Origin of the sequence: Escherichia sp. SCLE84, from assembly GCF_012584495.1 — a bacterium.
Taxonomy (GTDB): Bacteria; Pseudomonadota; Gammaproteobacteria; order Enterobacterales; family Enterobacteriaceae; genus ECMA0423.
On record NZ_CP051430.1, the window covers coordinates 4,153,046 to 4,165,044 of the forward strand.

11 protein-coding genes are annotated in these 11,999 nt (G+C 50.5%); 5 read left to right on the forward strand and 6 right to left on the reverse strand.

The genetic code is table 11. The features are described from left to right. Nucleotides 1-41: 41 nt before the first annotated feature. A protein-coding gene (prfB, locus tag HGD79_RS20160) for a peptide chain release factor 2 (RefSeq protein WP_001701073.1) occupies nucleotides 42-1,140 on the forward strand; the annotation gives its coding sequence in 2 pieces (ribosomal slippage) (nucleotides 42-116 and nucleotides 118-1,140; 1,098 coding nt in all). 9 nt (nucleotides 1,141-1,149) lie between these two features. Further along, nucleotides 1,150-2,667, forward strand: coding sequence for a lysine--tRNA ligase (gene lysS / locus HGD79_RS20165; RefSeq protein ID WP_000003068.1), 1,518 nt, complete (start codon nucleotides 1,150-1,152; stop codon nucleotides 2,665-2,667). Nucleotides 2,668-2,709: 42 nt separating this feature from the next. Here the strand turns inward: lysS and idi are convergent, their stop codons facing one another. After that, nucleotides 2,710-3,258 carry an isopentenyl-diphosphate Delta-isomerase gene (gene idi / locus HGD79_RS20170; protein WP_001192814.1) on the reverse strand — a complete coding sequence of 183 codons (549 nt, stop codon included), beginning with the start codon at nucleotides 3,256-3,258 and terminating at the stop codon, nucleotides 2,710-2,712. A gap of 54 nt (nucleotides 3,259-3,312) precedes the next feature. Here idi and HGD79_RS20175 point away from each other — a divergent pair, with 54 nt between their 5' ends. After that, nucleotides 3,313-3,384 carry a protein YqfH gene (locus HGD79_RS20175; RefSeq protein ID WP_120795390.1) on the forward strand — a complete coding sequence of 24 codons (72 nt, stop codon included), beginning with the start codon at nucleotides 3,313-3,315 and terminating at the stop codon, nucleotides 3,382-3,384. Here HGD79_RS20175 and yqfG read toward each other — a convergent pair. Next, nucleotides 3,381-3,506, reverse strand: coding sequence for a protein YqfG (gene yqfG / locus HGD79_RS20180; RefSeq protein ID WP_001010156.1), 126 nt, complete (start codon nucleotides 3,504-3,506; stop codon nucleotides 3,381-3,383). The genes HGD79_RS20175 and yqfG overlap by 4 nt on opposite strands. 1 nt (nucleotide 3,507) lies before the next feature. Continuing rightward, entirely contained in the window at nucleotides 3,508-4,956 is a 1,449-nt protein-coding gene (uacT, locus tag HGD79_RS20185; RefSeq protein ID WP_001295374.1) for a urate/proton symporter UacT, read from the reverse strand. A gap of 435 nt (nucleotides 4,957-5,391) precedes the next feature. Between uacT and ygfT the strand changes: the two genes are divergently transcribed. Together ygfT and HGD79_RS20195 are read left to right on the forward strand one after the other, a co-directional pair. Then, a complete protein-coding gene (gene ygfT, locus HGD79_RS20190) occupies nucleotides 5,392-7,311 on the forward strand; it encodes a formate-dependent uric acid utilization protein YgfT (protein ID WP_001345944.1) in 1,920 nt (639 codons plus the stop codon). Beyond that, entirely contained in the window at nucleotides 7,311-7,799 is a 489-nt protein-coding gene (locus HGD79_RS20195) for a 4Fe-4S dicluster domain-containing protein (RefSeq protein ID WP_000838428.1), read from the forward strand. The genes ygfT and HGD79_RS20195 overlap by 1 nt, the downstream gene beginning before the upstream one ends. A 35-nt stretch (nucleotides 7,800-7,834) precedes the next feature. Here HGD79_RS20195 and ghxQ read toward each other — a convergent pair whose 3' ends face one another. The 3 genes from ghxQ to xanQ are packed head-to-tail and all read right to left on the reverse strand — an operon-like array spanning nucleotide 7,835 to nucleotide 11,972. Continuing rightward, a complete protein-coding gene (gene ghxQ / locus HGD79_RS20200; protein WP_000012163.1) occupies nucleotides 7,835-9,202 on the reverse strand; it encodes a guanine/hypoxanthine transporter GhxQ in 1,368 nt (455 codons plus the stop codon). Between the two features lie 35 nt (nucleotides 9,203-9,237). Beyond that, a complete protein-coding gene (guaD, locus tag HGD79_RS20205; protein ID WP_001295158.1) occupies nucleotides 9,238-10,554 on the reverse strand; it encodes a guanine deaminase in 1,317 nt (438 codons plus the stop codon). A 17-nt stretch (nucleotides 10,555-10,571) separates the two neighbouring features. Continuing rightward, nucleotides 10,572-11,972, reverse strand: coding sequence for a xanthine/proton symporter XanQ (gene xanQ / locus HGD79_RS20210; protein WP_001280215.1), 1,401 nt, complete (start codon nucleotides 11,970-11,972; stop codon nucleotides 10,572-10,574). Nucleotides 11,973-11,999: the final 27 nt, after the last annotated feature.

Below are 11,999 nucleotides of genomic sequence, written 5' to 3' on the forward strand. Positions count from 1 at the left end.
TATCACCGCATTTTGACTAGCTCAATAAAAGAAATCAGACCATGTTTGAAATTAATCCGGTAAATAATCGCATTCAGGACCTCACGGAACGCTCCGACGTTCTTAGGGGGTATCTTTGACTACGACGCCAAGAAAGAGCGTCTGGAAGAAGTAAACGCCGAGCTGGAACAGCCGGATGTCTGGAACGAACCCGAACGCGCACAGGCGCTGGGTAAAGAGCGTTCCTCCCTCGAAGCCGTTGTCGACACCCTCGACCAAATGAAACAGGGGCTGGAAGATGTTTCTGGTCTGCTGGAACTGGCTGTAGAAGCTGACGACGAAGAAACCTTTAACGAAGCCGTTGCTGAACTCGACGCCCTGGAAGAAAAACTGGCGCAGCTTGAGTTCCGCCGTATGTTCTCTGGCGAATATGACAGCGCCGACTGCTACCTCGATATTCAGGCGGGGTCTGGCGGTACGGAAGCACAGGACTGGGCGAGCATGCTTGAGCGTATGTATCTGCGCTGGGCAGAATCGCGTGGTTTCAAAACTGAAATCATCGAAGAGTCGGAAGGTGAAGTGGCGGGTATTAAATCCGTGACGATCAAAATCTCCGGCGATTACGCTTACGGCTGGCTGCGTACAGAAACTGGCGTTCACCGCCTGGTGCGTAAGAGCCCGTTTGACTCCGGCGGTCGTCGCCACACGTCGTTCAGCTCTGCGTTTGTTTACCCGGAAGTTGATGATGATATTGATATCGAAATCAACCCGGCGGATTTGCGCATTGACGTTTATCGCGCGTCCGGCGCGGGCGGTCAGCACGTTAACCGTACCGAATCTGCGGTGCGTATTACCCACATCCCGACCGGGATCGTGACCCAGTGCCAGAACGACCGTTCCCAGCACAAGAACAAAGACCAGGCCATGAAGCAGATGAAAGCGAAGCTTTATGAACTGGAGATGCAGAAGAAAAATGCCGAGAAACAGGCGATGGAAGATAACAAATCCGACATCGGCTGGGGCAGCCAGATTCGTTCTTATGTCCTTGATGACTCCCGCATTAAAGATCTGCGTACCGGGGTAGAAACCCGCAACACGCAGGCCGTGCTGGACGGCAGCCTGGATCAATTTATCGAAGCAAGTTTGAAAGCAGGGTTATGAGGAACCAACATGTCTGAACAACACGCACAGGGCGCTGACGCGGTAGTCGATCTTAACAATGAACTGAAAACGCGTCGTGAGAAGCTGGCGAACCTGCGCGAGCAGGGGATTGCCTTCCCGAACGATTTCCGTCGCGATCATACCTCTGACCAATTGCACGCAGAATTCGACGGTAAAGAGAACGAAGAACTGGAAGCGCTGAACATCGAAGTCGCCGTTGCTGGCCGCATGATGACCCGCCGTATTATGGGTAAAGCGTCTTTCGTTACCCTGCAGGATGTGGGTGGCCGCATTCAGCTGTACGTTGCCCGTGACGATCTGCCGGAAGGCGTTTACAACGAGCAGTTCAAAAAATGGGACCTCGGCGACATCCTCGGCGCGAAAGGTAAACTGTTCAAAACCAAAACCGGCGAACTGTCTATCCACTGTACCGAGCTGCGTCTGCTGACCAAAGCACTGCGTCCGCTGCCGGATAAATTCCACGGCTTGCAGGATCAGGAAGCGCGCTATCGTCAGCGTTATCTGGATCTCATCTCTAACGATGAATCCCGTAACACCTTTAAAGTACGCTCGCAGATCCTCTCTGGTATTCGCCAGTTCATGGTGAACCGCGGCTTTATGGAAGTTGAAACGCCGATGATGCAGGTGATCCCAGGCGGTGCCGCTGCGCGTCCGTTTATCACCCACCATAACGCGCTGGATCTCGACATGTACCTGCGTATCGCGCCGGAACTGTACCTCAAGCGTCTGGTGGTCGGTGGCTTCGAGCGTGTATTCGAAATCAACCGTAACTTCCGTAACGAAGGTATTTCCGTACGTCATAACCCAGAGTTCACCATGATGGAACTCTACATGGCTTACGCAGATTACAAAGATCTGATCGAGCTGACCGAATCGCTGTTCCGTACTCTGGCACAGGATATTCTCGGTAAGACGGAAGTGACCTACGGCGACGTGACGCTGGACTTCGGTAAACCGTTCGAAAAACTGACCATGCGTGAAGCGATCAAGAAATATCGCCCGGAAACCGACATGGCGGATCTGGATAACTTCGACTCTGCGAAAGCGATTGCTGAATCTATCGGTATCCACGTTGAGAAGAGCTGGGGTCTGGGCCGTATCGTTACCGAGATCTTCGAAGAAGTGGCAGAAGCACATCTGATTCAGCCGACCTTCATTACTGAATATCCGGCAGAAGTTTCTCCGCTGGCGCGTCGTAACGACATTAACCCGGAAATCACAGACCGCTTTGAGTTCTTCATCGGTGGTCGTGAAATCGGTAACGGCTTTAGCGAGCTGAATGACGCGGAAGATCAGGCGCAACGCTTCCTGGATCAGGTTGCCGCGAAAGACGCAGGTGACGACGAAGCGATGTTCTACGATGAAGATTACGTTACCGCACTGGAACATGGCTTACCGCCGACAGCAGGTCTGGGGATTGGCATCGACCGTATGGTAATGCTGTTCACCAACAGCCATACCATCCGCGACGTTATTCTGTTCCCGGCGATGCGTCCGGTAAAATAAGCATTACGTTATGCTCACAACCCCGGCAAATGTCGGGGTTTTTTAATTGTGCTGCGCGAAAGCAGACAACAATTTTCTTGCTTCACTATTGGCTGCCTGCATCACCATCCACGGACTGAACGCCCACGGTGTGGCATCAATACCGTGTAATACATCTGCTAAATCACACCATTGATAATCCATCACTTCATCATCGTTGATCTGTAACGCACTGGTGGTGCGTGCGGCAAATACCGGACACACTTCATTTTCCACAATGCCATTCGGATCGGTGGCGCGATAGCGAAAGTCAGGATAGATAGATTCAGGAGGCGTAATTTCCACGCCAAGCTCATAACGGCAACGGCGGATCACCGCGTCTTCGTTGCTTTCTCCCAGTTGTGGGTGCCCACAAACCGAGTTAGTCCACACGCCAGGCCACGCTTTTTTGCTCAGTGCGCGGCGGGTAACTAATAATTGTCCTTTGGCATTAAACAGCCAACTGGAGAACGCGAGATGTAAGCGGGTGTCTGCCGTGTGTGCGGCATACTTTTCCAGCGTACCAGTGGGAACTCCCTGTGCATTCAATAAAATGACGTGTTCCGTTTGCATAATTTCTCACATGTAATTCTGATCACTCATCATTATAGATAATTGAAGAGTGAAATGATTAACCAAGTGAGCGTTTATCGACAACCGCCCGTTTTGAGCGGATGCCGACAGGTAAAAACCATTTAAAAAAGTAGCATCATATATTTGAAGCGACTTTCAATGGCCATTGCAACACAGTCAGAAATGACAGGAATAGAGAGAGTAAAAAGCAACAGCAGACTGAATATAGCGCGCATTAAAAAATTCATATTATTCTCCATGCTCATTTTTCTTCAGCTTGCGCATCAGAAGCCACATACGTACTGTCCTGACTTTTAAATCTTTATCAGAGACGGATTCCTTCACCAGGTCAGCATGATGCTGATAGCCATTAAAGAAGACATTCAGCACAACGGCGCTAAGGGTTGCGAGCATAATGCCGCTATGCAGCAACGGTTGCAGTACGGCCGGTAACTTAGAAAAGAAATCGTGAGAGAGCGTCGGAGTCATGCCAACGCCGAGACTGATCGCCACAATATAGAGGTTGTAACGGTTGGTGGTGTAGTTACAGCGCGACAGAATTCGAATCCCTGTCGCCAGTACCATGCCGAACATCACCAGCCCAGCGCCGCCCAGCACAAATTGCGGAATGGAGGCTACCAGCACCGCCATTTTTGGCACCATGCCAAACAGGATTAATATAATTCCCGAAGAAATACACACCCAGCGGCTATGAACGCGCGTCACGCTAACCAGGCCAACGTTTTGAGAAAATGACGTGTGGGGGAAGCTGTTAAACGTGCCGCCTATCATTGTCCCTACGCCATCGACACGCAGCCCGCGAATAATATCGTGTGAAGAGAGTTTACGACCGACTATTTCACCCAGTGCCAGGAACATCCCCATCGACTCGATAAACACGATGATTAACACGGCAGTCATGGTCAGAATGGAAACGGGATCGAAAATCGGCATACCAAACGACATCGGGGTGACAATCGCAAACCACGAGGCATCATGTAGCCCGGATAAATTGACTTCATTCATCATCCACGAAAGTAAAAAGCCAAATACAATCCCCAGTAATACGGCGACGTTGGACATAAATCCTTTCGCATAGCGAGTAATGAGCAAGATAAAAATTAAGACGGCAAAGGAGATACCTAAATAAACGGGATTACCATATTGCGGATTCCCTTTACCTCCGGCGGCCCAGTCAATACCCACCTGAATGATGCTAAGCCCAATAGAAGTAATAACCACACCGGTAACCAGTGGCGGGAATAAAGGCATCAAGCGACCAATAAGTGGCGCTAATAATGTGGTGATAAAACCCGCGGCGATAGTGGCACCAAATATCCCCAGCAGGCCGATATCCGGGTTCATCCCAATGGCTATCATTGGTGTTACAGCAGCAAAGGTCACCGACATAATCACCGGCAGGCGGATCCCCATAAAGCGGCCGATACCGATACATTGCAATAATGTGACGATCCCGCAGCAAAAGAGATCCGAGCTAATGAGCATCGCAATAGCTTCTTTTGAGAGGCCCAGTCGGTCACCAATCATAAGAGGAACAGCGACTGCACCTGCGTACATGACAAGGACGTGTTGCAGACCGAGTATGATCAGCTTTCCTGGTGATAATATGCGGTCAACCTCATCAGTTGGGCGGTCTTGCCCAGAAGATGAGGGAAGTTGGGAATCTATGGCGCTCATCAGTGTTTCTCCTTTCGCCCGCCAGAGTAAAAAGCAACCGTTTACGTTAATGAAACTGTCTAAACACATGCTCGTGGAGTGCCAGTTTTTGCGAGGAAGGGGAGTTAGAGACAGGAATTGCGGAGGCAATCACATAATCGTGCTTAAACCACGAAAATGAGAAGAGAACCTGACAATGAAATTATCTGTAATTTTCTCATATTGATATTTCATTAATCATTCTGGCATGTCGCACTCTCGCATTTAATCGTTTTTATCTGGATAGCGCTCTTTTGGTCGGCAATGTTGAAATAATGAAAGCGGCATAGATTGAGGGGCAATAATTTGAACTCAGTCGCAAAATTATAATTAAAACGGTCATGCTACCTAATATATGCCCGTTTATTGCATCGCGAAATTTGAGAAGACATAACTCATTAAATGAAAGGGATGCAAATGAATAAGTTTATCGCTGCTGAAGCTGCGGAATGTATAGGCTGTCATGCTTGTGAAATTGCCTGTGCGGTGGCACACAATCAAGAAAACTGGCCGCTGAGTCACAGTGACTTTCGACCGCGTATCCACGTTGTAGGGAAAGGCCAGGCTGCGAATCCGGTGGCCTGCCATCACTGCAACAATGCCCCTTGCGTTACGGCTTGTCCGGTTAATGCTCTGACTTTCCAGTCCGATAGCGTACAACTGGACGAGCAAAAATGTATTGGCTGTAAAAGATGCGCAATCGCTTGCCCCTTTGGCGTCGTTGAGATGGTCGATACGATTGCGCAGAAATGCGACCTTTGTAACCAGCGCAGTTCCGGCACGCAAGCCTGTATTGAAGTCTGCCCAACACAGGCGTTACGACTGATGGACGATAAAGGGTTACAGTGGATAAAGGTGGCTCGCCAGCGCAAAACGGCAGCAGGAAAAGCGTCATCAGATGCTCAGCCATCTCGCAGTGCAGCGTTGCTCCCCGTTAACTCGCGTAAAGGCGCAGATAAAATTTCAGCGAGTGAACGGAAAACCCACTTTGGCGAAATATATTGCGGGCTGGATCCACTGCAAGCGACTTATGAGAGTGACCGCTGTGTTTATTGTGCCGAAAAAGCTAACTGCAACTGGCATTGCCCGCTGCATAACGCTATTCCGGATTACATCCGTCTGGTACAGGAAGGAAAGATTATTGAAGCGGCAGAACTTTGCCACCAGACCAGTTCCTTACCAGAAATTTGCGGCAGGGTATGTCCACAGGACCGTCTTTGTGAAGGCGCATGTACTTTGAAAGATCACTCGGGCGCAGTCTCTATCGGTAATCTGGAACGCTACATCACCGATACCGCGCTGGCGATGGGCTGGCGTCCCGATGTCAGCAAAGTTGTTCCCCGTAGCGAAAAAGTGGCGGTGATTGGCGCTGGGCCAGCAGGGTTAGGGTGTGCTGATATTCTGGCGCGCGCGGGAGTTCAGGTTGATGTCTTTGATCGCCATCCAGAAATTGGCGGTATGCTGACTTTTGGCATTCCTCCTTTCAAACTCGATAAAACGGTATTAAGCCAGCGGCGAGAGATATTCACCGCAATGGGAATCGACTTTCATCTTAACTGTGAAATTGGCCGCGATATTACCTTTAGCGATTTAACTTCTGAATATGATGCAGTTTTCATCGGCGTGGGGACTTACGGGATGATGCGAGCAGATCTGCCGCATGAAGATGCGCCCGGTGTCATTCAGGCTCTACCGTTCCTGACTGCCCATACCCGCCAGCTCATGGGATTGCCGGAGTCTGAAGAGTATCCGCTGACGGACGTGGAAGGTAAGCGAGTCGTGGTATTGGGCGGTGGCGATACGACAATGGATTGTTTGCGGACTTCCATCCGCCTCAATGCCGCCAGCGTGACCTGCGCGTATCGTCGTGATGAAGTCAGTATGCCGGGCTCGCGCAAAGAGGTGGTTAATGCGCGCGAGGAAGGTGTCGAGTTTCAGTTCAATGTTCAACCGCAATATATCGCTTGTGACGAAGATGGGCGTTTAACTGCGGTGGGCCTGATTCGTACCGCCATGGGTGAGCCGGGGCCGGATGGTCGCCGTCGTCCTCGTCCGGTAGCGGGTTCAGAGTTTGAATTGCCCGCCGATGTTCTGATTATGGCCTTTGGTTTCCAGGCGCATGCCATGCCGTGGTTGCAGGGCAGCGGAATTAAACTCGATAAATGGGGCCTGATTCAAACCGGTGACGTCGGGTATTTACCTACCCAGACGCATCTGAAAAAAGTCTTTGCTGGTGGTGATGCAGTTCATGGCGCGGATCTGGTTGTCACTGCAATGGCCGCAGGAAGGCAGGCGGCGCGCGATATGTTAACTCTGTTTGATACGAAGGCATCGTGATGAAATCGTTAATTATCGTTAATCCGGCTGACTGTATTGGCTGCCGTACTTGTGAAGTAGCCTGTGTGGTCGCTCACCCTTCAGAACAGGAGTTGAATGCCGATGTCTTTTTACCCCGGCTGAAGGTACAGCGACTGGACAGCATCAGTGCGCCGGTGATGTGCCATCAGTGTGAAAACGCCCCTTGTGTTGGCGCTTGCCCCGTGGGGGCGCTGACGATGGGCGAGCAGGTGGTGCAGACCAATTCTGCCCGTTGTATTGGCTGTCAGAGTTGCGTCAGTGCGTGCCCGTTTGGAATGATCACCATTCAGTCGTTGCCGGGGGATACCCGACAACAAATTGTGAAATGCGATCTCTGTGAACAGCGGGAAGAGGGGCCAGCCTGTGTTGAATCTTGCCCGACACAGGCGCTGCAGTTGCTTACTGAAAGAGAACTCAGGCGAGTCCGCCAGCAGCGTATTGTTGCCAGCGGTGAGAATCCTCTGTGAAAGAAATCTCCGCGCTGAAAGGCGCGGAGAATCTATTAGATTGCCCAACCACCCGCGTAAAATGCGACCAGTGCGGCAGTAATGATCACCGTACCAATATTCAACTTTTGCCATTCGCGAGCAAAGACACGGCCTACGACCAGTGTCACAAAGCCCAGCATAATACCGGTAACGATATTACAAGTCAGAACGATGAACACGGCACACACCAGGCCAGCCATTGCGTCAATAAAATCGTTGAAATCCAGCTTCGAGACGTTACTTAACATCAGCAAACCCACGTACATCAGAGCGGGTGCAGTGGCGTAACCAGGGATCAAAAATGACAGCGGTGATAAGAACAGAATCAGCAGGAATAACGCCCCCACTACGGTTGCGGTCAACCCTGTTTTACCCCCGGCGGCGGTTCCTGCCGCTGATTCGATATAAACCGCTGCGGGCGCTGCGCCCACCAGACCGGAGAATATTGAACTTACTGAGTCACTGGTCAGGGCTTTGCCGCCATTGATGATCTGGTTGTCTTTATCCAACAAATTCGCCTGACCGGCGACGGCACGGATGGTGCCAGTGGCGTCGAACACTGCGGTCATCACCAATGCCAGTACACTCGGAAGTACGGTTGGCTGGAGTGCGCCCATAATATCGAGGCTGAAAATCAGAGACTTACCATCTTCGCCAGTCAGACTTGGCATCGCCACCAGACCGTGGTATTTCACCGCTGGGTCAAAGATTAAGCCGATAATCGAAATTGCGATAATCACCAACAAGATCCCGCCGGGTACGCGGCACTTCTCCAGACCGAAGATGACCGCCAGCCCCAGCAAGCTCATCATCACCGGGAAGGAGGTAAACGCACCGAGCGCCACTGGCAAGCCTTCAATCGGGTTTTTGATAACCATACCCACACCGTTAGCAGCAATCAGCAGCAGAAACAGGCCGATACCGATACCTGTACCGTGAGCGATACCCATCGGTAAATTACGTAAGATCCAGGTACGCACACCGGTTACGGAAATAGCGGTGAAGATGACGCCCATCAGAAAGACCGCGCCCAGTGCGACAGGAACGCTAATTTGTTGCCCGAGTACCAGACTGAATGCGGTAAATGCCGTCAAGGAAATCGCACAACCAATCGCCATTGGCAAATTGGCCCACAACCCCATCAGCAACGAGCCGAAGCCCGCGACCAGACAGGTGGCAACAAACACAGCTGCGGGAGGAAAACCTGCTTTGCCCAGCATTCCCGGAACGACGATAACGGAATAAACCATGGCCAGAAAGGTCGTTAAGCCAGCCAGTACTTCCTGACGAACGGTACTGCCACGAGCGGTAATTTTAAAATAATTATCCAGCGCGCCCTGTGGCTTTGGTGCGTCCGGTGTTTGTAGGATGTCTCCAGACATAATGATGTCCTCACGAGGATGTTAAAGTTTTATTATTAGTTGCGTTCGTACACCAGACGACCATCAACGTAGGTGCGGTAGATCGAACGGTCATCGCCCAACGTCATCATCACGAACAATTTGTCGACTAAAGAAACAGAGTTGTCATAGCGCAGCTGCTGTAGCGGAGTGGCGGTGGGTTCCATCACCACGAAATCAGCCTCTTTGCCAGGTAAAAAGTTGCCAATCAAATCGTCAAGGCCCAGAGATTTCGCTCCGCCGAGCGTGGCCAGGTAAAACGCTTCATATGCCGAGAGGCGATAGCCTTGTAATTGCAATACTTTGTAGGCTTCGTTCAGCGTTTGCAGCATGTTGAAAGTGGTTCCGGCACCGATATCCGTTCCCATGCCCACTTTAACTTTCTTCTGCCATGCTTTTTTCAAGTTGAATAAGCCGCTGCCGAGGTAAAGGTTGGAGGTCGGACAGAAAGCAATGCTGGATTTGGTTTCGCTGAGACGATCCCACTCTTTTTCTTCGAGATGGACGCAGTGAGCAAAGACACAGTTTTTACCGGTCAGGCCGTACTGATGGTAAACATCCAGATAACCATCATGGTCAGGATAAAGCGATTTCACCCAGGCAATTTCATCTTTGTTTTCACAGAGATGGGTATGTACCCACGTATCCGGATATTCTTCTTTCAGGCGTTGCGCCATCGCCATCTGTTCAGGAGATGAGGTCGGGGCGAAGCGTGGCGTAATCGCATATAGCAGACGACCATTTTTGTGCCAGCGTTCAATCAGTTCTTTGCTTTGGTGATAGCTGCTTTCGGCAGTGTCGAGCAGATAATCCGGTGCGTTGCGGTCCATCATCACCTTACCGGCAATCATACGCATATTGATATGACTGGCGGCTTCAAACAGCGCATCAACAGATTGCGGATGAACAGTGCCAAACACCAGCGCCGTGGTGGTTCCGTTACGTAAAAGCTGCTTGATGAAGAATGCCGACATTTCGCGGGCGTACTCTAAATCCTCATAACGACGTTCAGTAGGGAAGGTGTGTTTATTCAACCACTCCAGCAATTGTTCACCATAGGCCCCCACCATTTCACTTTGCGGATAATGGATATGTGTATCGACAAAGCCCGGTACTATCAGTTTGCCGCGATAGTCGCGCACGCGAATAGTGTCAGGAATTTGATGCTTTCCGTCTTCCCATTCGCCAAACCATTCCACTTTTCCCTGTTTAATGAGTAATAAACCATCCTCAATAAACCGCAGCGCAGAGGCAATCTCTTCCGGGTTATCGACCGTACGGGTGACATCAATAAAACTGCCTCGTACCGCTTTCAACGTGTGTTCTCCTGACATCATTGACTCCTTTACTGTTAATCCATCTCTTCCGCTGAGGTAATACCAGGCAGAACGTTTTCCTGTCGGTAGCCACCAGGGAGGATAATATTTAATAAAATCGCAGTTAACCCGCCAGCACAAATAGGGTTTTCAACTAGTACATAAATAGAGGCTGGCAATATTTTAAAAATTTCGGGATCGTAGGAGACGCCAAGTCCTAAACCTAAAGAAGTGGCGACAATAAGTGTTTCTCGGCGCTTTAAACCGTTGGTGATGATTATGCGAATCCCAGCGATGGCAATCATGGAAAACATCAACGTCATTGCGCCTCCCAGAACTGCCGAGGGAATGGTCGTGAAGAAGCCGCCAATCATCGGAAACAAACCGAGGATAACCAGCATTACCGCGATGGTTCGCCCGACATAACGTGAAGCGACGCCAGTCATCTGAATAACCCCATTATTTTGCGCAAACGTGGTTAAGGGTAATGACCCGACAGCGGAGGCGATAACAGAAACCAGACCGTCTGCCAGCACGCCGCCTTTCAGTCGGGACTGATACTCTTCTCCCTGAATGGGTCGGCGGGAAACCATTGCCGTGGCGGTGATATCGCCGACAGCTTCCAGCACGCTAAGCAGATAAATCGTGCCAACCACCAGGAACTGATGGAAGCTAAAACTAAAGCCGTATTTGAACGGATGCGGGATGGTGATTAACGGCAAATTGCGCATACTGCTGAAATCCACCATGCCCAGGCATAACGATGCGATATAGCCGACACATAGCCCAATGGCGATCCCTCCCATGCGTAGCAACGGACTGCGACAGCAGTTAAAGCCGATCACCACAATTAAAACCAATAAACCAACGCCGAGATGTTCGTAATTGCCGAATGTACCGCTGCTTTTGGCTGCAAATCCTCCACCAAAATCGATAATGCCGACTTTAATCAGGCTTAAGCCGATCATCAGTACCACAATACCGCTGACGGTAGGCGTAATAACCCGACGTAAATAGGGCAAGATAAATGAAGATCCGACAACCAGAAATGCGCCAACGAAGGAGACGCCGAGAAGCGACGACATGATTAACTCTTCGTGAAAACCGTCGCTTTTCATGCTGCTGCCCAGCGCAATCATGACCGTAACAAATGAAAAATTGACTGACTGAATTGAGAGTAGGCCAGAACCGACGATGCCGTAGCGGTTTACTTGTAACCAGGTACCAATACCAGAGGCGATCATCGCCATAGAAACAAGATAGGCAGTTGTTTCAGCGGAAAGCTGTAAGGCCGCCCCCACGATTAACGCGGGGGTTACCATCGGAACGAAAATTGCCAACAGATGGGTAATGGCACCAACGAGAGCCTGATGAAAGGGAGGGCGATCCTCCAGTTCAAATATAAGGTCAGAACCTGCATTGTTTATATCAGACATCCCTTCACTTCTTTTAAAGTAAATTTG

Coding starts and splice junctions, on each gene's coding strand:
- lysS (WP_000003068.1), top strand. CDS start 1,150: ATGTCTGAACAACACGCACAGGGCGCTGACGCGGTAGTCGATCTTAAC.
- idi (WP_001192814.1), bottom strand. CDS start 3,258: ATGCAAACGGAACACGTCATTTTATTGAATGCACAGGGAGTTCCCACT.
- yqfG (WP_001010156.1), bottom strand. CDS start 3,506: ATGAATTTTTTAATGCGCGCTATATTCAGTCTGCTGTTGCTTTTTACT.
- uacT (WP_001295374.1), bottom strand. CDS start 4,956: ATGAGCGCCATAGATTCCCAACTTCCCTCATCTTCTGGGCAAGACCGC.
- ygfT (WP_001345944.1), top strand. CDS start 5,392: ATGAATAAGTTTATCGCTGCTGAAGCTGCGGAATGTATAGGCTGTCAT.
- HGD79_RS20195 (WP_000838428.1), top strand. CDS start 7,311: ATGAAATCGTTAATTATCGTTAATCCGGCTGACTGTATTGGCTGCCGT.
- ghxQ (WP_000012163.1), bottom strand. CDS start 9,202: ATGTCTGGAGACATCCTACAAACACCGGACGCACCAAAGCCACAGGGC.
- guaD (WP_001295158.1), bottom strand. CDS start 10,554: ATGTCAGGAGAACACACGTTGAAAGCGGTACGAGGCAGTTTTATTGAT.
- xanQ (WP_001280215.1), bottom strand. CDS start 11,972: ATGTCTGATATAAACAATGCAGGTTCTGACCTTATATTTGAACTGGAG.